The organism is Planobacterium oryzisoli (assembly GCF_015354315.1).
Taxonomy (GTDB): Bacteria; Bacteroidota; Bacteroidia; order Flavobacteriales; family Weeksellaceae; genus Planobacterium_A; species Planobacterium_A oryzisoli.
Window position 1 is genome coordinate 266,218 of the sequence record NZ_JADKYY010000001.1, and the last position, 19,412, is coordinate 285,629.

At 39.3% G+C, this 19,412-nt stretch carries 19 protein-coding genes, 2 tRNA genes and 1 pseudogene; 11 read left to right on the top strand and 11 right to left on the bottom strand.

All coding sequences use genetic code 11. The annotated features are described in order from the left end of the window. The first annotated feature begins 43 nt into the window (after positions 1-43). The 3 genes from trxB (at position 44) to IC612_RS01210 (ending at position 1,537) form a co-directional block, all read left to right on the top strand. On the top strand, positions 44-985 hold the full coding sequence (gene trxB, locus IC612_RS01200; protein ID WP_194738340.1) for a thioredoxin-disulfide reductase: 942 nt from the start codon (positions 44-46) through the stop codon (positions 983-985). Between the two features lies 1 nt (position 986). Next, positions 987-1,367: a fluoride efflux transporter CrcB gene (gene crcB, locus IC612_RS01205; protein WP_194738341.1), complete on the top strand. Its 381-nt coding sequence runs from the start codon at positions 987-989 to the stop codon at positions 1,365-1,367. 85 nt (positions 1,368-1,452) lie between these two features. Next, positions 1,453-1,537: transfer RNA gene (locus tag IC612_RS01210), tRNA-Ser, on the top strand. Positions 1,538-1,621: 84 nt separating this feature from the next. Here IC612_RS01210 and IC612_RS01215 read toward each other — a convergent pair. Further along, positions 1,622-2,461 carry a tyrosine-type recombinase/integrase gene (locus tag IC612_RS01215; protein ID WP_194738342.1) on the bottom strand — a complete coding sequence of 280 codons (840 nt, stop codon included), beginning with the start codon at positions 2,459-2,461 and terminating at the stop codon, positions 1,622-1,624. Positions 2,462-2,647: 186 nt separating this feature from the next. Between IC612_RS01215 and IC612_RS01220 the strand changes: the two genes are divergently transcribed. The 4 genes from IC612_RS01220 (at position 2,648) to IC612_RS01235 (ending at position 7,048) form a co-directional block, all read left to right on the top strand. Then, positions 2,648-3,106 carry a hypothetical protein gene (locus IC612_RS01220; RefSeq protein ID WP_194738343.1) on the top strand — a complete coding sequence of 153 codons (459 nt, stop codon included), beginning with the start codon at positions 2,648-2,650 and terminating at the stop codon, positions 3,104-3,106. Between the two features lie 161 nt (positions 3,107-3,267). After that, the gene (locus tag IC612_RS01225) at positions 3,268-4,965 is read left to right on the top strand and encodes an ATP-dependent nuclease (protein WP_194738344.1); all 1,698 of its coding nucleotides are present in this window, start codon (positions 3,268-3,270) and stop codon (positions 4,963-4,965) included. A 134-nt stretch (positions 4,966-5,099) separates the two neighbouring features. Beyond that, positions 5,100-5,933 (top strand): hypothetical protein, encoded by an 834-nt coding sequence (locus IC612_RS01230; RefSeq protein WP_194738345.1) that lies wholly within the window; start codon positions 5,100-5,102, stop codon positions 5,931-5,933. 227 nt (positions 5,934-6,160) lie between these two features. Continuing rightward, positions 6,161-7,048 carry a hypothetical protein gene (locus tag IC612_RS01235; RefSeq protein ID WP_194738346.1) on the top strand — a complete coding sequence of 296 codons (888 nt, stop codon included), beginning with the start codon at positions 6,161-6,163 and terminating at the stop codon, positions 7,046-7,048. Between the two features lie 372 nt (positions 7,049-7,420). Here IC612_RS01235 and IC612_RS01240 read toward each other — a convergent pair. Next, a pseudogene (locus tag IC612_RS01240) lies at positions 7,421-7,699 on the bottom strand (transposase); the annotation flags it as partial. Between the two features lie 458 nt (positions 7,700-8,157). After that, positions 8,158-10,053, bottom strand: a complete 1,896-nt coding sequence (gene htpG, locus IC612_RS01245) for a molecular chaperone HtpG (protein WP_194738347.1) — start codon at positions 10,051-10,053, stop codon at positions 8,158-8,160. A 259-nt stretch (positions 10,054-10,312) separates the two neighbouring features. Here htpG and IC612_RS01250 point away from each other — a divergent pair, with 259 nt between their 5' ends. The 4 genes from IC612_RS01250 to IC612_RS01265 all read left to right on the top strand — a co-directional run bounded on the left by IC612_RS01250 (position 10,313) and on the right by IC612_RS01265 (position 12,033). After that, complete coding sequence (locus IC612_RS01250; protein ID WP_194738348.1) at positions 10,313-11,332, top strand: M28 family peptidase; 1,020 nt, start codon at positions 10,313-10,315, stop codon at positions 11,330-11,332. Between the two features lie 80 nt (positions 11,333-11,412). Then, a tRNA-Arg gene (locus IC612_RS01255) sits at positions 11,413-11,484 on the top strand. A gap of 143 nt (positions 11,485-11,627) precedes the next feature. Then, positions 11,628-11,756, top strand: coding sequence for a hypothetical protein (locus IC612_RS10085; protein WP_407676046.1), 129 nt, complete (start codon positions 11,628-11,630; stop codon positions 11,754-11,756). Beyond that, positions 11,704-12,033: a class I SAM-dependent methyltransferase gene (locus IC612_RS01265; protein WP_194738349.1), complete on the top strand. Its 330-nt coding sequence runs from the start codon at positions 11,704-11,706 to the stop codon at positions 12,031-12,033. The genes IC612_RS10085 and IC612_RS01265 overlap by 53 nt, the downstream gene beginning before the upstream one ends. Positions 12,034-12,116: 83 nt before the next feature. Here the strand turns inward: IC612_RS01265 and IC612_RS01270 are convergent, their stop codons facing one another. From IC612_RS01270 to IC612_RS01305, 8 genes are all read right to left on the bottom strand, one after another. Next, positions 12,117-13,427 (bottom strand): cryptochrome/photolyase family protein, encoded by a 1,311-nt coding sequence (locus IC612_RS01270; protein WP_194738350.1) that lies wholly within the window; start codon positions 13,425-13,427, stop codon positions 12,117-12,119. A gap of 15 nt (positions 13,428-13,442) precedes the next feature. Beyond that, complete coding sequence (locus IC612_RS01275; RefSeq protein WP_194738351.1) at positions 13,443-14,174, bottom strand: lycopene cyclase domain-containing protein; 732 nt, start codon at positions 14,172-14,174, stop codon at positions 13,443-13,445. Continuing rightward, complete coding sequence (locus IC612_RS01280; RefSeq protein ID WP_194738352.1) at positions 14,175-14,627, bottom strand: sterol desaturase family protein; 453 nt, start codon at positions 14,625-14,627, stop codon at positions 14,175-14,177. It abuts the gene before it with no gap. Positions 14,628-14,629: 2 nt separating this feature from the next. Continuing rightward, positions 14,630-15,091: an SRPBCC family protein gene (locus IC612_RS01285; protein ID WP_194738353.1), complete on the bottom strand. Its 462-nt coding sequence runs from the start codon at positions 15,089-15,091 to the stop codon at positions 14,630-14,632. Between the two features lie 35 nt (positions 15,092-15,126). Beyond that, on the bottom strand, positions 15,127-15,963 hold the full coding sequence (locus IC612_RS01290; protein WP_194738354.1) for a phytoene/squalene synthase family protein: 837 nt from the start codon (positions 15,961-15,963) through the stop codon (positions 15,127-15,129). A gap of 5 nt (positions 15,964-15,968) precedes the next feature. Continuing rightward, on the bottom strand, positions 15,969-17,453 hold the full coding sequence (locus IC612_RS01295) for a phytoene desaturase family protein (RefSeq protein WP_194738355.1): 1,485 nt from the start codon (positions 17,451-17,453) through the stop codon (positions 15,969-15,971). A 36-nt stretch (positions 17,454-17,489) separates the two neighbouring features. After that, entirely contained in the window at positions 17,490-18,152 is a 663-nt protein-coding gene (locus tag IC612_RS01300) for a MarR family winged helix-turn-helix transcriptional regulator (RefSeq protein ID WP_194738356.1), read from the bottom strand. Between the two features lie 296 nt (positions 18,153-18,448). Then, on the bottom strand, positions 18,449-19,411 hold the full coding sequence (locus tag IC612_RS01305) for a YheT family hydrolase (RefSeq protein ID WP_194738357.1): 963 nt from the start codon (positions 19,409-19,411) through the stop codon (positions 18,449-18,451). Between the last annotated feature and the right edge of the window lies 1 nt (position 19,412).

A 19,412-nucleotide genomic window follows, 5' to 3' on the forward strand; every position in this document is an offset into this window, starting at 1 on the left:
ATTTTACGCAATCAAAATAACTTTACATTACTATACTATAACTATGGAGAATACAATAGAGCAATGCGTGATTGTGGGCTCAGGTCCTGCAGGATTTACAGCCGCTATATATGCTGCAAGAGCGGATCTAAAACCAAAGCTCTACACCGGTTTGGAACCAGGAGGTCAGCTTACTACTACTACCGAAGTAGATAACTTCCCAGGGTATCCGGACGGAGTTACAGGTCCTGAGATGATGCTGCAACTACAAAAACAAGCAGAGCGCTTTGATACCAAGGTGCATTACGAAATGATCACTAAAGTGGAGTTTTCCACCGAGGTGGGAGGCATCCATAAACTCTATGCAGGAAACAAGGAAATTCAGGCGCGCACTGTGATTATCTCTACTGGAGCCACCGCCAAATATCTGGGACTGGACGATGAGAAAAAATACGCCGGAGGTGGGGTGTCTGCCTGCGCTACGTGTGATGGATTCTTTTATAAAGGAAAAGAGGTCATTGTCGTAGGGGGTGGAGATACCGCCGCAGAAGAAGCTACCTACCTTGCAAAATTAGCAAGTAAGGTAACGATGTTAGTAAGAAAAGGAGAGTTCCGCGCTTCTAAGGCCATGGTGCACCGGGTGGAAAACACCTCTAATTTGGTGGTTAAGTATTTTCATGAGCTGGTGGGAATCGAGGGAGAAAATAGTTTGGTAGAAAAAGCCATAGTGCTGAACAACCAGACGGGAGAGAAATCCGAGATTCCAGTGCACGGTATTTTTATTGCCATTGGACACAAGCCCAACACGGAAATATTCAAAGGTCAGATTACGGTGGATGCTAATGGATATATCCTGACAGAGAAGGGAAGTACCCGGACCAACCTACCGGGGGTATTTGCAGCAGGAGACGTGCAGGACCATATCTACCGCCAGGCAATCACTGCCGCCGGATCCGGATGTATGGCTGCAATGGACGCCGAGAAATATTTAGCAGAACTGGAGTAGGATGCGCACGCTTCTGCTGGTTTTTTTAGGCGGCGGCCTGGGAAGTTCCCTAAGGTATGTGGTATCGCATCTGACGATGCGAAGCTGGAATTATGGGGGATTTCCGATGGGGACTTTTCTAGTAAATATGCTGGGATGTTTACTTTTCGGTATGCTCAGTAGCTACCTGTTAAAAGAGCAAAATGATTTGCGTCTTTTATTACTCGTGGGATTCTGTGGTGGATTTACCACGTTTTCTACGTTTTCATACGAATCGCTTCAGTTATGGCAAAACTCTCAGTTTTCAATACTAATACTTTATTTGGTACTAAGTATTTTACTGGGAGTAGCTATGGTTGTGGCGGGTAGCAGGATTTATGAAATTTTATCTGTTGATAATTAAGGTTTTAAAAGCAAAGTGTAGATTTTTCTTGCAGAGATGTTAAAACCTAAGTATATTTGCACCACTTAAAACGGAAACGTTTTATGGAGAGATGGCAGAGTGGTCGATTGCGGCGGTCTTGAAAACCGTTGACTGTAACAGGTCCGGGGGTTCGAATCCCTCTCTCTCCGCAATAAACACTGGTAATTAATCAGTTAAAAGATAAACACCCAATTTTACACCCAAAAATGTAAAGTTGGGTTTTTTATTTTAGGTTATAAAAAATCTAATGGACTTGGTGTCGATTTCTTATCTACATCTGTAATATGAGTGTAAATCATGGTTGTTCTAATATCACTATGTCCTAATAATTCTTGTACAACCCGAATGTCAATTCCGCTTTTTATTAAATGTGTGGCGTATGAATGACGCAAAGTATGCACACTGCCTTTTGTTGCAATATTGGCTTTTTTCATTGACTTTTTCAAAACTAACTGAACACTTCTTTCCCCGTATTGCTCATCATTAGTTCCTTCAAATAAAAATACTTTGGGTTTATATTCAATATAATATTCTCGCAACAAACTTAATAACTTATCAGGTAAAGCTACTAACCTATCTTTATTCCCTTTGCTTTGTTGTATTAACAGTAAATTACTGTCGGATTTTACATCGGTTAGTCTAAGATTTATTAACTCACTTAAGCGCAATCCACAACTGTAAATAGTGGTAAGAATTGCTTTATGCTTTAAATTTTCTGTAGCATTTAATATTTTTCTCACTTCTTCTTGAGAAAAGAAAGTAGGCAGTTGGGTTGATTTTCGTTTAGGATATAAATAATTTAACTCTATCGATTGATTATTGACCAACTCATAAATTTTCTTAATTGCCCCAACTAAAGAGCGTTGATAAGATGCACTAATATTGTCTTGAAATACTTTTTCATTAATAAAACCCTCTATTTCAGCAATAGGTATTTCGTTGAGCGTACGATATTTATTCATATACTCTAAGAATATTTGTGCATAACCACAATACGATTTTATGGTATTATTGGCATAGCGTTGCACTTGTAATCGGTCGTGTAAGGTTCTTAATATTGTTTCGCTATCCATACCTAAATAATTCTAATTTAACCTATTTTGTTTCGCTATCCACAAAAAATAACTTACTAAGTATCTAATTTACAAAAAATTAATTATATTAGCAATAGATTTTACGAAATGCGCATATAGGTGTTATTTTACGAAACTACACCGTGTTTTGTTTCGTAAAAAAACAATGTTATAGGCAAATTTAGAATGACAGTAACCGAAGACATAAGAGATATTTTTTCAATCCTACACGATGAGACAATTTCTGCGTGGACGGGAGACAAAAACTTGTTGACGCTGACGGTTGACTGTGAATATTTGGCGGAACGAATTGACAAGACATTTGACAAGTTTTACATTGAGCTAATCAATGTAGACAAATTAGAACTTGACCCGTGGACAAATCCGATTGACCTTCCAACTATTGTAAAGACCGAATATGCTGACATTTTTAAAGCGGAACTTGAAATACTATCAGCCGACATTAAAGAAGGCGTGGTTGTAATAACTTGCAATCAACACGACACAAGCTTTGACTACTGCGGTGGTAACTTGACAATTAGTTGCAGAACAATCAAAGTATATGACCAGAATAAAAACGAATTGACAATAGACCAGTTCGGAGAAATATGTAAAAACTATTGGGACGAATGGAGCAAGAAATAAAATCTGCCTATAACAGGCGTTTGGCAAAAAAGCGGGTTCAGTGCTTAAATGAAGCTTTGTGCTTCGTATTAAGTTTTGTGCTGGCAGACAGTTTAGTGCTTCGAAATCCGCTTCTTCGCCAAGCGCCAAAACGTTATGTGGCATAATAAAAAACGACACTAGTGAAAATAAAAGATATACATTTAAAGAATTTTAGGTCATTTGAAGATTGCATAATTGAGTTTGAAGACTTTTACACTGCAATTTGTGGCAAAAACAATTCAGGCAAGTCTAATATAATTAGAGCAATTTTAAATGTTTTGGGGCCAGTGAGTAACCGACATAGGCTAAATTATCACACGGATTTTCCTGTATGGAAACCAAAAGCATCAAAAGAAAGCATTGAACTAACTGTAAGAATTCAATTAGACTGTAAAGCGGATATTGGACTAATTAAATTTTTGCAAGTATTTCTTAAAGACTCTAAAGACGATAAAGAAGAATTTGAAATAAAAGATACACAGCTAATAATCAAAATAATATTAAATACTAACCCTAAAGATTCGAGTACAGAGATAACTGTAGAAAATAAATCTGTATCAGACAAATATAAGGTTGGTGAGATTTTGCGTAGAATTCATTTCGCTCAAGTAATCGTTTTTCACAATTCAACTCAACCTCAAAGTCCGTTTAGAAGAACAAATCACGGACAACTTGAAAATTTAAGCACAAAAGCCAAAGAGTCTATTGAAGGTAAAGTAAACCAAATCAACAAAGAATTATCAAAAGCAATTCAAAAACATAAATCTGAACTACAGGAGTTAATTGGTAGATTGCAAGAAAAATATGAAGTAGGTTTAACATTTAGTGGTTTCGATATGGATTACGAAAGGATACCATATGAAATATCGTTAGGTGAAAAAAACTTTGAACTACCGCTTGATGAATGGGGAAGCGGCACAAAAAATAGAACTTTAATATTAAGCAGTATTTTCAATGCTAAAAATTTGATTGACCAAGATGATGAATCAAACAAGATTACACCAATTGTGATAATTGAAGAACCTGAATCATTCCTACATCCATCTGCCCAGTCAGAATTCGGTAGGATTTTACAAGATTTAAGTAAAGAGTTGGAAATACAAGTTATTGCCACAACTCACAGTCCTTATTTGCTAAGTCATCACAATCCAAAATCAAATATTCTTGTAAAAAGAAATATTCAACGCAATAAAATTAGAGAATCAAAAATTGAAGAAATAGAAGGCGCTAATTGGCGAGAACCTTTTGAATTGGCCCTAGGTATGGTTGGTCCTGAGTTCGAAACTCTTAAAGAAGCATTTTTTAGCCAAGAAAATAATATTATGCTACTCGAAGGTTCAATTGATATTGAATATTTTAATCTATTAAGAGATAAGAAACACGGAGAAAAACGTCTTAAATTTTCAGGCGAACTTTACCCATATGGCGGATTTGGATTTTTAAATAACCCAGTTTTGCTAAAATTTATAAAGGAGCGATTTAATAAACTTGTTGTCACCCTTGATTTGGATGCAATCTCAAATGTCAAACAAAATTTTGAAAAAGCAGGGTACATTAAAGATAGCGATTACTTTGTAATTGGTTTAGACAAGCCAGGGTACAGATGTGTAGAAGGTCTTTTACCAGACTTTATAAAAACTAAAGTAAATAATGATAATCCCGAACTTGTTTTTGGCTTACAATCAGAAAATCAAATTGAGAGAAAATCAGCAAAAGATAAGCTGAAAGCACTGTATCTTGAAGAGTTCAAAAAAGACTTAAAATACGATGAGAGCTACTTCTCGGAATTTTATAAACTCGCAGAAAAAATGAACAAGAAACTAAATAACGCCACATAACAAGCGTTTGGCTCAATGGCGGGTGAAGTGGTTAATTGAACATTCTACCTCGCATCAACTTTTGTGGTGTATTGACAGTTTAGTGCTCAGAAATCCGCCACTGCGCCAAGCGCCAAACCGTTAGCCGCAATTTTATGAACGAACAGCAAGAAATAATTAGAGAAAACAAATTTTTAAAATTTATTAAAAAAGACATTAAGGAAAATTTATCTTTAATTGTGCTTATTCCTTCAATTATTGGAGGGTTGTGGCAGGTTTTGGAATTACTAACTATTGGTTTGCCTTATGTAAGATTTTTTTCTATTACTCAATTAGTTTCTGACGGCATAACAGTAGGAATAGTAATTGTTACTTTAATAATGTTATATCGTATCGTAAAACCAATAAAATTTTTTAAGTCTTTATTCACTGACGAACTTGATAAAATTCCACTATGGTTAAATTTAACAATGAGCATTATGCTAGGAATTGCTATTGCTATTTATCCTAACACTAGCATTTATAATGAAGAAAGGAATACTTTCTCAAGTTACCTTGGAATAATTATTCCAATTTTACTTTTTTTAGGATTTTTCATTAGAACTATTTTTCAATTATATCCTAAAGTTGACCCAAAACTGAAAATACTCAAATTTTTTTATTCAAACTACAAAAATAAAACTAAAACTTATGAACACATTAAAGATGTTTTATATGTTGTTGTAGATTTGACCATACGAATATCTTTTTTACTTCTACTATTTATTATTATCAATATTAGAAATATGATATATAAGTCTGATAATCTAGAAAACATAAACATTGTGAATACTATTGTTCGTGAAAAATATAAACAATTTAATTATGCTAAAATGATATATTTTAATGACAAATACATATTTTATTCTTTGAAACTAAAAGACAAAAACAAAAAAGAAAAAATTTTAATTTTAAAAACTGATGATATTTTCTATCCAAAAATTGAATAAAAAAGCTGCGGCTAACATGGGTTTTGCAAGATGCGGGGTTGAAGGAAATCTTAGAAATATTCTAGAAAATACCCGCAAAAAACTTTTCCATTTTTTAGTTTCGTAATTTTAAAAAATGGAAAAAGTTTTTGCTAGAGATTGGTTCACCTCTCCACTTTCGGTTGCAGTAGCCCGCACCTCGCAAAGCCCTTTTCCGTTAGCAGAAATTTCACCAAAAAAAACTGCAAATGAAACTGCAAATCAATATTTTTTATTTCTTTTTAATAATATTCTTTTTAGGTTCTTGCAAAACAAGAGAGAGAAACTATATAGACTATTATAATAAAGTCAACGAGATTGACAGTATTTATCGGATCGCGCAAAAACCTAAAATTGCAATAAAAAAATATAAAAAGTTGTTTCGAAAATATGAACCTAAAAATCAAGAAAGAATAAATGAATTTGAAAATTATATTTATTTAAGTGATAAATATGGTAGAAACTTTGGTGGAAAAAAAACTCTCATAAAATTTATAAAGACTATTGCGCCTTACAAAAACTCCTATAAAAATCATTTACCATTATTCCAAAAATATGATATTGACAGTATTAAAGTCATATCTGAAATTGAAAATTGGGAAAAATCAAGAGATAGAGTTTTGATGGATTCTATAACAACATTATTTATCCGGGACCAGGAAGGAAAACGGGCAGATGTTGATTTAATGATAAGAAATGATAAAAAAAATGCAAATCTGATGAAATGGATTTTTACAAATTATGGATATCCTTCATTAAATAAAGTTGGGCTAATAGGCAATGATAATGTCTTTTTGCCACTCACAAATTTTTTTAGTCATATGTCATTCTCTGAAGATTATCCTTTTTTTGAATCCAAACTTAAGGATTATATTAAAACAGGTGAATGTCAACCTCGAGAATATTCAACAATGGTTGACCGATATCATTTACAAGTAAAAAAAGAGAATATTCTTTACGCAACTTATATAGGAAACAGCATAATCTCTGATTCTGTGCAAGTTGACAAAAATCGTAAAAGCATTGGACTGCCAACAATGAAGCATAATAAAAAACTGACAAAAGATTTTTTCAAAAAACTAAAAGAGAAAAAATAAAGAAACTTCTGCTAACATCGGCTTGGCGAAATGGCGGGTTAAGGGAAATATAGAAAGTTCGTGCATTTTTAGTCGCAACAGCTTTTTATATTTCCTTATTTCTTAATTTATTAAATAATAAAAAGCTGTTGTTTGGTTTAGTGCAAAATTGAAAGTTTTGGCTTTCTAATCCGCCACTATCGCCAAGCCGCGGTCCGTTGAACGGAAGCTTCGGGAGTTTTTTTCAGCATTATGGGTTTATCTACGGAAAATTTTAAAGATATACAGGAGACTTCGGGAAGAGTCTCTTTTTTTTTGACTAATATTGGTATTTTTTCACGGTTTTATCGTGTTTTCCTTCACTTTTGGGCATAAAATCCCTTACCCAAAATGCTAGATTTTAGGCTTTTCAAAGTTTTGGCTCATCTCCAAAAACCAACTTGGCGGACCGCGTAAATCGAACGTTGCAATCGTTACCAGATTCCCAACTTTGCAACAACTGCATTTCGGCTGAAAAGTTTTGGATAGAAGTTTTTCTTTGAGCTGAATGCCTAAATTCTGTTGCAGATTTTTAAGCTTCATTTGTTTCCACGTGCTGCTGAGAAAACCATAATGGCGGATTTTTACAAATCTTTTCGGCAAAATATGCATCGCAAAACGGCGGATAAACTCACTGCATTGTTTCTATTTTGTATGATACAAATAACTATTACAGTGTCTTATTTGAATTTTGCCCAGATTTAATAATAGCTACGTCTTATGTTCATTTGCCCCTAGTTACACAAATAAGTCAAAATGAATTGTTTAGATCAATTCCTATAATTTCCACTTCAAAATCTCTCAGTTACAAGCAAGCAATAGAAGCTGGCGCAGTGGATTTTTTTCCAAATCCAATAGATATAAATGAGCTGTTAGAAAAGATAAATTACCACTTGGTACATTCACCGAACTAGCATATATGATATATGCTTTACATTAAGTTGGACGAATATTACAATGCATTTAATCCGTAATTTAATAGATCTAAATGGGGGACTATTGAAACAGTACTGACTTTTCTTCGTGGTCTTAACTAAAATAAATATGGCCAGCTCAAAAGCTGGCCATTAATTGATAAACTATGTAAATTTTTATTTAATTAAATCGCTGTAACTTCTCTGAATAAATTCAGTCAGTTCCTTACCTTTCAAAAGGTTTTGCGAAAGTTTTGCCAGGTCCAGCGCTCTTTTAATGTGCTCGGTTTTTTTCTCGGAGTTTTCTGTGGCAAGAATCTTCTCTGCAAGCGCACTATTGGAGTTAACCACTAGGTTGTACATTTCTGGGAAATTACCCATTCCAAACATTCCACCACCTCCGGTAGCTTGCATGTCTTTCATACGACGAATAAATTCCGGTTGCGTGATAATAAATGGCGCGTCGGTGCTGTCAAGGTCTTCTAGCTGTACCGTGAAGGTCTTATCCGATATACCCTCTTCAATAGAGGCCTTTAAGGATTCTTTTTGCTTTTCGTCTAGTTTGGCAATTACAGGCTCATCCTTTTTAATAAGATTGTTGATATGGTCTGCGTCCACTCTCTGGAACTGAATCTTTTCTTTGGAAGTTTCCAATTTCTGAATAAGATGCGGTACAATTGGTGAATCCAAAAGTAATACTTCATAGCCTTTAGCTTTTGCCGTCTCAATATAGCTATGCTGCGCATGGGCATCCGATGCATAGAGAATAACTAGATTTCCGTCTTTATCGGTTTGGATAGGTTTAATTTTTTCCTCCAATTCGTTCCATAGGAAATATTTACCATCGGTGTTAGGATAAAGAACAAACTTATCGGATTTCTCGTAGAATTTGTCCTCTGAGATCATTCCGTATTCTATAACTACCTTAATATCGTTCCATTTGCTCTCATAGTCCTCTCTGTTCTCACCTATTAGGGAAGCCATTTTGTCTGCTACTTTCTTGGTGATATAAGAAGAAATTTTCTTCACCGCGCCGTCTGCCTGCAGATAGGATCTGGAAACGTTCAGAGGAATGTCCGGAGAATCGATAACTCCACGCAGCAGCATTAGGAAATCCGGAACAATACCTTTTACCTCATCGGTGACAAACACTTGGTTTTGGTAAAGCTGGATTTTGTCTTTCTCTATATTGATGTTGTTTGCAAGTTTTGGAAAGAACAAGATCCCTGTTAGATTGAATGGATAATCAACGTTTAGATGTATATGAAACAGCGGCTCGTCGAATTGCGTCGGATAGAGCTCTCTGTAAAATGCCTTGTAATCCTCATCTTTTAGATCGGATGGTGTTTTGGTCCAGGCAGGAGTAGGGTTGTTGATTATGTTGTCCACCTCCTCTGTTTCCGGCTTCTGATCTTCTTTTGCATCCTCGGGAAGGGGTAGGGTGATGGTTTTCGTACCGAACTTGATTGGTACCGGCATGAACTTGTTGTACTTATTTAGCAGCTCACGAATACGGTATTCTTCCAGGAATTCTGTGGAATCTTCAGCGATATGAAGAACAATCTCGGTACCGCGATGGGTCTTTTCAGGATATTCTTCCAAAGAGAACTCAGGACTACCGTCGCAGATCCAACGTACGGCCGGCTCCTCTTCACGATAAGATTTAGTAATGATCTCTACTTTCTCGGCAACCATAAATGCAGAATAGAATCCAAGACCAAAATGTCCTATGATTCCTGCATCTTTAGCATTGTCCTTGTATTTTTCAAGGAATTCCTCTGCCCCTGAGAAGGCAATCTGATTGATGTATTTTTCAACTTCTGCAGCGCTCATACCGATACCTTGATCGATGATTCTAAGCTCCTTAGCTTCCTTATCAAGCTTCACTTCAATCATCGGGCTTCCGTACTCGACCTGAGCCTCGCCCATATTGATAAGATGCTTTAGTTTTAAAGTCGCGTCCGTTGCATTGGATATCAGCTCACGCAAGAATATCTCGTGGTCGCTGTAGAGAAATTTCTTAATTAGTGGAAAAATATTCTCCACCGATACATTAATATTTCCTTTCGTCATAAGGCTTAAGTTTAGTAATTTACTCTCTCGCTCTCAAATAAAATACCATAGTGTGGATTGTGCCATTTTGACAATTTTAAAGCACTACCGTCTTGTCAGTAAGATCTTCAGGTTTAAAATTGCTAAGATTTTATCTAAGTACTTAACAAATGGGAAACAAATTGCTTCAAATACCTCATCAATGTGTAACAATAATACCTGGAATACTACCAATGTTCTAATTGGATAGACTTCACAAAAATAAATGTATACTTAATTCATGAAAAAATCACTTTTACTTGTATTGTGTGTAGGTGCTCTTAGCAGCTGCGCCGTCAATTTAGGGTACGAAGGAAGAGCCTTTAAAAAGTCCTACGAATCCATCACTGCAGACGATCTCAAAAAGCACCTCTACATCATTGCTTCCGATGAAATGGAGGGACGAAATACCGGAAGCGAAGGCCTTCGGAAGGCAGGACAATACATGATAGCTGAGTACCAGAAAATGGGCGTATCGCATCCACCCCAGATGCAAAATTTCTATCAGACCATCCCAGGTTCGTATTTTGGATCACGAAGGGGCGTCTCGTACGGAGATTCCGATAACATCATTGCATTTATCGAAGGTACCGAAAAACCAGAGGAAGTAATTGTCATTTCTGCGCACTACGACCACGTAGGGAAAAACAAGGACGGAGAGGTTTTCAATGGTGCGGACGACGACGGTAGTGGAACCGTTGCTCTTATGGAGATAGCAGAAGCTTTTCAGAAGGCTAAAAAGAAGGGAAAAGCCCCGAAGCGCTCTGTTATGATCCTTCATGTTACAGGCGAAGAAATAGGGCTTCAGGGATCAAAATACTATACCGAGAATCCCATTGTTCCACTTTCCCAAACCGTAGCCAATCTAAACATTGACATGATTGGCCGTAGCGATCCCGAACATGCAGGCAAACAGTATGTCTATGTGATTGGTTCTGATATGCTTTCATCCGAGCTAAAGAAGATAAACGAGACAGCCAACCAGAAGTCCCACAATCTGATCTTAAATTACAAGTACGACGATCCTAAAGATCCCATGCGTCTATACTACCGCTCGGACCACTACAGCTTTGCAAAACACAACATTCCTGCGGCTTTTTTCTTTGATGGAATCCACGAAGATTACCACAAAACTACAGACGATGCGGACAAGATTGACTATCCGCTTCTTCAAAAACGCACCCAACTGGTGTTTTCTACTGCATGGGAACTTGCCAATCGGAGCGAGAGAATTGTTGTAGACGGATCCAATACACGATAAACAAGATCAGTATTTTATCGCACATTCCTCTGGTTGCTTGACCAGAGGAATTTTTATTTGTATTTTAGCCTATTCCAAAAGGCCCCATAGTTCAACGGATAGAATAGAAGTTTCCTAAACTTTAGATCCAGGTTCGATTCCTGGTGGGGCTACTCAAAGCACATTAAATCGATGTAAAGCGCACTGGGAAAATATCTACAGTCCAAAGTATCCCAGTCAGGTTAGCTGGTACGAGACTACTGCGGATTTTTCCCTTCAACTGATTTTAAAATATGCTCCTGAAAAAAAGAGCGAAGTGGCGGATGTGGGCGCTGGAGAGAGCGTCTTAGTGGAGCATCTCTTAGAAAATGACTACAAGGACATCACACTGATTGATATTTCCTCCAAAGCACTGGAAGACACAAAAAAAACGACTCGGAACTAAAGGAGCAGAGGTTACGTTTGTTGCTGCGGATATCCGTGATTTTCTTCAGGAGAAGCGTTTTGATCTTTGGCACGACCGCGCTGCACTACATTTCTTATCTAGTCCTAGCGATGCAAGGACCTATGCGAAAAATGCTGCGGCCTCTATAAAGAAGGATGGTATACTGGTGGTTGCTGTATTTTCCCCTGACGGACCTACAAAGTGCAGTGTATTGAAATCCAGCAGTACGATGCTAAGCGTTTTGAAAAAATCTTCTCTGGGGATTTCACGTTGCTAGAATCTACTACCCATCTACACACCAAACCATGGGGCGCTCTCCACGAATTTATATACGGGGTTTTCCAAAGACGCTAAACTTTCTTACGAACTAAAAGACGCAAGGCCTTCCTTATAGGTTTGTAGCGCCCTGTCACGGGCTATTGAATGCTCGACGATTGGTTTTGGATACTTGGACGAACCGAGCTCACGTACCCAACGGCGCGTGTAGGTTAGCTGGGGGTCAAATTTTTCTTGTTGGGAATAGGGATTGAAAACTCTAAAATAAGGTGCTGCATCACATCCGCTTCCTGCCACCCACTGCCAGTTACCGTTGTTGGATGCCAGCTCGTAATCCATGAGTTTCTGTGCAAAATAACTTTCGCCCCATCGCCAGTCTATTAGTAAATGCTTACACAGAAAACTTGCCGCAACCATACGCATTCTGTTGTGCATATATCCTGTTTCGTTTAGTTCGCGCATAGCTGCATCCACCAGGGGGTAGCCCGTGAGCCCCTTCTGCCACAGCTCGAACTCCTTTAAATCGTTGCGCCATGTAATGGCATCGTATTGGGGCTTGAAGCTACGCGTAACCACGTGCGGATAAAGGTGAAGGATAGAAATAAAAAACTCTCTCCACGCCAGTTCCTTAAGAAATACCTCATTTTCCTTTAGGGCCTGGACTACAAGTGAGCGTATGCTCACGGTTCCAAAGCGTAGCGCTGTACTTAGCCTACTGGTTGCATTTTTTGCGGGGAAATCTCTATTCTGTTCGTAGTGGATTGCTGAAAAATCTCCAATATGTCTTTTAAAAGTACTTTCTAAAGGATTATATTTAAAACCCAGGTCCTGCAGGGACTTTAGAGGGAGAGGTGTAGTCTTTAGCAGATTATTTGTTTGAAAAGGATACCGCGTTAAAGGACCATCTGCTAATTTCTCTCGCCATTTTTTATAGTAAGGCGTGAAAACAGAATATGCAGTGTGGTCGGGTTTGCGTATCTCCTGAGGTTCAAGCACCACATGGTCTTTTAGACTAATGGATTCGATGCCTTTTCCGTGAGCCCAATGGTCAATTTTCCGGTCCCGATCTACAGCGTACGGCTCATAGTCGCGGTTATAAAATAAAGAATGTATCGTAAAGCGTTTAGAGAGCTGCTCAAAGAAAAGCTCTGGAGTAGTATCTCCTACAAGCAGATCGGAGCCATACTGCTGCAACTCCCTTTTTAGAAATTCAATTTGGCGGTAGATAAAACTAACGCGGGCGTCGTTTTTGTCCGGTAGCTGATCTAATATAATTCGGTCAAATAAAAATACAACTAATACGGGATATTTTCCTCTAAGAGCCAAAGAAAGCGCATGATTGTCCTCCAGTCGCAGATCTCTTCGCAGCCAGACTATATTTACTTTTCCACTCATCACAATGAACTGTATTTAAGGTAACTGTACCGGACCTGTTTTAGTAGCTCTTTTCACCATGGCCATGGGCAGAAACTTGTTGAAAAAGTAAATATTCCAAAGAATCATGCTGTACCCGTAGACCGAGTCCTCAATAGGAATGGTAAGTATCCGTATACCTAAGAAATCCCCTGGATTGTAGTTCACTACCGGAGAGGGGATGCCCGTACCGGTCAGTACTCCATTCACCGCAAAAAAACCGGGCATCAGGATAAGATAAATCAGTGAGGCCTGACCCAGCCATTCCTGCTTGGCTACAAAATGAAGATAAAGCAGAGTAAATAGGGTAACTAAGACCGTTACAAAGGTATAGATCCGGTCATGAAACAAAAGGGCAGCTACACTTAACGCTACAAAGCTCGTAAACACCAACACATTGTTTAAAGAATTGGCCCAAGAGAGATTAAAGAACCTGGTAATACAGAAGTACGTAAAAACACAGGCAAAAGGAATACAATAGAAAAACATCCATTCTTCCACTGGAAGTCCTAAGAGTCGTAGTCCTACGGTATAGGTGCTGTCAAACCACCATACCCCAATCTTTGTAAACCATGCATCCCATAGAATGAAGGGTAGAGCCACTAGAGTCGAGGAGAGGAGGAATACTCCAAAGTACTTATTAAAACGAATCCGGCGATCGAAGGAAGCAAGGAAGCAAATAATTACGGTGAGAAAATTCACCAGCAGATACGTGTAGGAATAGTCCATTTAGCGGGAGTTAAAGTACATTCTGAAATATTTGACCGGAACCCATAGAAAACCGAAACATTCTCCGTGCTCCTTGCCCAGATGCTTGTGGTGCTGTTTGTGTGCCCTTCTAATGGCTTGAAGATAGGGATTTTGGGTCTTGCTCAAAACTTTAGCCCTTTGGTGAATAAATATGTCGTGAACGAAAAAGTACGCCATTCCATAAAGGGTGATACCTAAACCTATGAAAAACAGAGCACTGAAATTTTGCTTTGCACCAAAATAGAGTAGTGCAATGGCTGGCAGTGCAAAGATTACAAAGAACCAGTCGTTACGCTCTAGGGGTCCCTCGCTGCTGTGGTCGTGGTGGTCCCGGTGAAGAACCCACAAGAATCCGTGCATTATATATTTATGTATTACCCAGGTGGCTCCTTCCATTGCGATAAATACGCCAAGTACAATTAACAGGTTCATAATTATGACGGTTTGAATTTTTCCTCTAAGATACGGAAGCGGTAGGAGAAGATAGTATCCAGTTTCTTTTTTACCACGAGTGAGTGGGCAAGTTCTCCTAAAATTCCTAATGGAAGTTCGTACTGTACAGTATCTTTCATAAGCACTCCCTCTTTGTTGGGAAGGAATTCATGGTAGTGGTTCCAGTATTTATAGGGCCCTTTCTTTTGAAAATCCGTAAAACTTTTAAGTGGGTCCACCTGAGAAATCAGCGTAGTCCATCCTAGTGGAATCCCCAGCAGGGGAGAAACCGTATAGCGGATCTCCATTCCAGGAAAAATGGCCTCTCCACTATGCCCTGGATGTACAATAAAGCCCATGTCTTTTGGAGTGATTTTAGAGAGGTTATGGGGTGAGGAGAAAAACTCCCACGCCGTTTCCAAATCGGTATATAATTGCTGCTCTCGGTAGAGTGTATGCCGCATTGCGTTTTAGTTTATAATGTTAGTTTCTACTACTCTTATAAAATGGCAGTTTTATAGCGTACATAGCTTTTTAGAGCCACATAGGCCTTCTGAGAATTGTGCACGCGCACCCGCCGTTCTAATATAGTGGAAGAGCTCGAACGTCTTATCTTCTCGAAAAGACACAGGTAGTATTTGTACGCCAGATAGACTCCAAATTTGGAAGAGTTGGGAAGTTTTTTGATTCCTTCCAGCGCCTCGGAAAATTCCTGAGCAATCTCATTTTCGATCTGTGTTTTCACCTGGTTGTTAAAGACCCCCATTTCAATATTTGGAAAATACGTTCGGCCTAAAGTCTGGTAGTCGTCTTTTAGGTCTCTGAGGAAATTCACTTTTTGAAAAGCGGAACCCAGTTTCATGGCGTAAGGCTTGAGTTCTTCGTAGCGCTGCTTGTCCCCATCTACAAAGACTTGCAGGCACATAAGCCCAACCACCTCCGCAGAACCGAAGATATACTGTTGGTAAAGCGCGGAGTTGTAATCTACCTTTCCCAGGTCCATTTCCATGCTGGAAAGAAACTGTGCAATGAGTTCGCGGTCTATGGCGTAGGCATTAACAGTCTCTTGAAAAGAATGCATGATGGGGTTCACCGATATTTTCTCCTCTAAGGCTTCCCAGGTGTCGCTCTTTAGGCGAGAAAGAAGTCGCTGCTTGTCGTATCCGTGGAAGCTGTCCACGATCTCGTCCGCTAGGCGTACATACCCGTAGATTGCATACACCGCGGGGCGGATGGAGGGTTTAAGCGCAAGAATTCCCAGCGAAAAACTTGTGCTGTACTTCTCTGTAGTACGTTTGCTTATCTCAAAGGAGAGATCGTCAAAAAGTTTTTTCATGGTATTTATGTGTTTTTGGTTGCTTCACGTGCAGCTATCTTCCCTGAGATGATGGAGGGAGGAACCCCCGGTCCTGGAACGGTAAGCTGTCCGGTATAAAATAGATTCTTAAGCTTCTTATTCTTAAGTTTGGGTTTAAGCACTGCGGTTTGTGAAAGTATATTGGCAAGTCCATAGGCATTACCCCCGTAGGCATTGTAGTCCTTTTTAAAATCGCTAACGCAGTAACTGCGTTTGTATTCAAGTTTAGAATGCAAATCTTTTGCTCCTGTATGCTTTTCAATGCGCTGGAGCATCTCCTGCAAGTACTTCTCACGTACCGATTCCTCATCTTCTATACCAATGGCTAAAGGCATAAGAAGAAAAATATTTTCTTTACCTTCTGGCGCTACCTCTGGATCCGTTTTGGAAGGGCAGCACACATAAAAGAGGGGATTTTCCGGCCAGCGTTTATTGCCGTAGATCGTTTCGATATGGGGATCCAAATCGTGTTCAAAAAACAGTGTGTGGTGCTTTAATCCTTCTATCTTTTCTCGCACTCCTAAATAATAGATAAGACACGAGGGCGCAAATGTGCGTTTTTCCCAGTATGCCTCCGTATAATTTCGCTTTTCTGCAGGGAGCTTGGTCTCGGTATGGTGGTAATCGGACGAGGCAATGATCTGGTCAAAAAAGTGGTACTGTCCGTCGATCTGAAGCGCGGTAGCTTTACCTCCCTCAGTGATTATTTTCTCCACATTGCTGCTGTAATGAAAAGTAACGCCCTGGCTCAAGGCAATTTGTTCCATAGCCTTTACAAGTTCAAAGAACCCTCCCATCGGATAGAAAGTTCCCATCTGGTAGCCTCCATAATTCATGAGACTATAGAGTGCGGGGATGTCTTTAGGCGAGGCCCCAAGGAAAATCACCGGAAACTCCATAATGGTGCGTAGCCGGGAATCTTTAAAGTATTTAGCCACGAAGCTCCGGTAATCGGATAGTAGATCGAGCCTCAAAGCGCTTTTCGCAATGGTGGGAGAGAAAAATTCCAGCCACGAGTGGGATGGTTTACTAACAAACTGCCGCATGCCCACCTCGTACTTGTACTTAGCATCCTCCATGAAAGCATCAAGTTGTTCACCTGCCCCTTTTTCTATAGACTCAAAGAGTGCTTTTTGCTCTGAGTAGTCTTTGGGAAGATTCACCTTATCCTCTTTAAAGAGAATCTCAAACTGAGGATCTAAGGAAACCAAATCATAAAATTCATTGGCACTACGTCCAAAATCCTTGAAGAAGTCTTCAATGATATCCGGCATCCAGTACCAACTAGGCCCCATGTCGAACACATAGCCTTCCGGGGTAGTAAACTGCCTGGCTCTTCCTCCTGGGATCGCATGTTTTTCAAATACATGCACCTGGTGCCCGGCCATTCCGGCGTACGAAGCAGCGGAGAGTCCGGAGAATCCTGCGCCTATTACGGCAATTTTCAATTTTTTGGATGGTTGGTTCATGGGGTATGTTACTAAGGTAGTACAGCGTATTGGTGTTTAATTAGAATTTATTTTCTGATACGCGGTATCGAGTAGTTTCGAAGTATCTACGTTTTGCGTGTAAATCTGATGATGGAAATCATTGAGCCTGGTTAATAGCTTTATAAGCTGAAGTTTTTCTTTTGTGGAAAGATCTCCGGAGACAATGGTAGAAGCTTTACGTATTTTTCCCATCTGACTTTCAAGTGTCTGAAGTCCTTCCTCGGTAATTTTGAGCACTTTCTTGCGCCGGTCAGTGGAAGAGTCGGTTTGTTCCACCCATCCCTGCGCAATAAGTCGGTTGATAATCTGTATGCCTGCCGGTTTATCGTGCACGTTCTTACGTATTAGTTCGGTCTTGGACATCTCCCCGAACGCTTTTAGATTGATAAGGTATATGAAGTCTTCCTGACTGGAAAATTCTGAGCCCAATATGGCGGACTTCGAATAACTTTTAGCATAGCGGTTCATATGCAGGATGAAAGTGCTAATAACACTATCCAATCCCCGGCCTTTTTCCTTACCTTCCCAATCGGGAACTTCATCGTCTACGGGATTGTGGTTACGTACCATCCAGTTTTTAAAATCGATTATGGTCAGGTGCGCATGTCCGGAAGCAGGGTGGTCTGCTTCAAATGCCTCCATTAACTCCAGTACTTCTTTTAGTAATTGGTAATTCATAATAAATAGTTGGTATGCAAATGTACTTATTAATATTTAAATAGTATTATATTGTACTAAATTATTTTACAAAAATTCCATTTTTTATCTAAATGCGTTGTTTTCAATGTGAACCTTAAGTTAATTTCCACAAACTGCTCAGAGAAAAATGGAGATAAGTAGTGTCTCTACCTTTTAAAAGGCTCATACGTTTATAACTATAAATATAACGAAACTCTTTAATCCAGCTTCTTTTTGTTACATACTTTATACTAAAATATAAAATACGTTACCGCATTTTGTAAAGTAGTGTGATTTTACTCTTTGAAGTGCTGCGTTATAAAATCCAGAGCTCGCGTGGCCATGTAGGATTTTGAGTAGAGACTTACAAAGCCGAGATGACCCCCTAATTTTGGGGTTTCCAGGTAAATGTAGGGATGCTTTGTACAAAGAGCGAAAGGGAAAGAGTGTTCGCCCAGAAAGGGATCATTTAATGCGTTTAGAATCAAAGTAGGCTTTTGCACGCTCTCTATATAGTACCTACTGCTTGCCAGTGAATAATAAGACTCTGCATCGCGCGCGCCGGCAAGAGAGCAGGTATACTTGCCATCAAATTCACGCAGGCTACGTACCGGCCCTAGAGGGTAAGAATCTTGGACGGAGCGTACAATTCTTTTGCTTCTTATTTTTGCCTTTATTGAGCGAAGAAAATAACGGTGGTAAAATCCCAGCGCACTATTTTCAATCCTTTCTACACCTTCTTGAAGATCCAGGGGAGCCGAAAAGGCAAGGTATCCTGCGATTCGATCTGCTAGTCTTGAGGGGTGACTGGCGTGGCAAAGAGCCATGTTCCCACCTAAACTAAGGCCCAGTATCCAGAACCTGTTGTGGGGGTGCTTTTGGGTAGCACGCAAGAGAATTTCTTCTACCAGCTTATGGTCTCCACCATGGTAGGAGCCCTGCGAAGGAAAGTCTTTAACAGTGCACCCAGGCAGCGAGACCCTGCATACGGAGATTCCGTGCCTACGCAAGTATTTAGCAATCTGCTTCACACTGCCACTATGGGCAGAAGATTCCATTCCGTGAAGCAGCAGTACGCAAATAGAAGCTTCTTTGCACTCGTTCCATTCCAGTTCTACCCACCGCGAGTCCCTTAACTGCAAATCTTCACTTTGGCTAGCTTTAAAGTGAACAGTGCGCATAAGAGTACCTATAAGTGTAGCGCTATGCGCCCCTCCAAGAAAAACAGGAGCCTGGTAGGAACTTTGAATGATGGGCACT

Bases quoted from the DNA above. Each gene is read 5' to 3' on its own strand.
- trxB (WP_194738340.1), top strand. From the start codon at position 44: ATGGAGAATACAATAGAGCAATGCGTGATTGTGGGCTCAGGTCCTGCA.
- crcB (WP_194738341.1), top strand. From the start codon at position 987: ATGCGCACGCTTCTGCTGGTTTTTTTAGGCGGCGGCCTGGGAAGTTCC.
- IC612_RS01215 (WP_194738342.1), bottom strand. From the start codon at position 2,461: ATGGATAGCGAAACAATATTAAGAACCTTACACGACCGATTACAAGTG.
- IC612_RS01220 (WP_194738343.1), top strand. From the start codon at position 2,648: ATGACAGTAACCGAAGACATAAGAGATATTTTTTCAATCCTACACGAT.
- IC612_RS01230 (WP_194738345.1), top strand. From the start codon at position 5,100: ATGAACGAACAGCAAGAAATAATTAGAGAAAACAAATTTTTAAAATTT.
- IC612_RS01235 (WP_194738346.1), top strand. From the start codon at position 6,161: ATGAAACTGCAAATCAATATTTTTTATTTCTTTTTAATAATATTCTTT.
- htpG (WP_194738347.1), bottom strand. From the start codon at position 10,053: ATGACGAAAGGAAATATTAATGTATCGGTGGAGAATATTTTTCCACTA.
- IC612_RS01250 (WP_194738348.1), top strand. From the start codon at position 10,313: ATGAAAAAATCACTTTTACTTGTATTGTGTGTAGGTGCTCTTAGCAGC.
- IC612_RS01270 (WP_194738350.1), bottom strand. From the start codon at position 13,427: ATGAGTGGAAAAGTAAATATAGTCTGGCTGCGAAGAGATCTGCGACTG.
- IC612_RS01275 (WP_194738351.1), bottom strand. From the start codon at position 14,174: ATGGACTATTCCTACACGTATCTGCTGGTGAATTTTCTCACCGTAATT.
- IC612_RS01280 (WP_194738352.1), bottom strand. From the start codon at position 14,627: ATGAACCTGTTAATTGTACTTGGCGTATTTATCGCAATGGAAGGAGCC.
- IC612_RS01285 (WP_194738353.1), bottom strand. From the start codon at position 15,091: ATGCGGCATACACTCTACCGAGAGCAGCAATTATATACCGATTTGGAA.
- IC612_RS01290 (WP_194738354.1), bottom strand. From the start codon at position 15,963: ATGAAAAAACTTTTTGACGATCTCTCCTTTGAGATAAGCAAACGTACT.
- IC612_RS01295 (WP_194738355.1), bottom strand. From the start codon at position 17,453: ATGAACCAACCATCCAAAAAATTGAAAATTGCCGTAATAGGCGCAGGA.
- IC612_RS01300 (WP_194738356.1), bottom strand. From the start codon at position 18,152: ATGAATTACCAATTACTAAAAGAAGTACTGGAGTTAATGGAGGCATTT.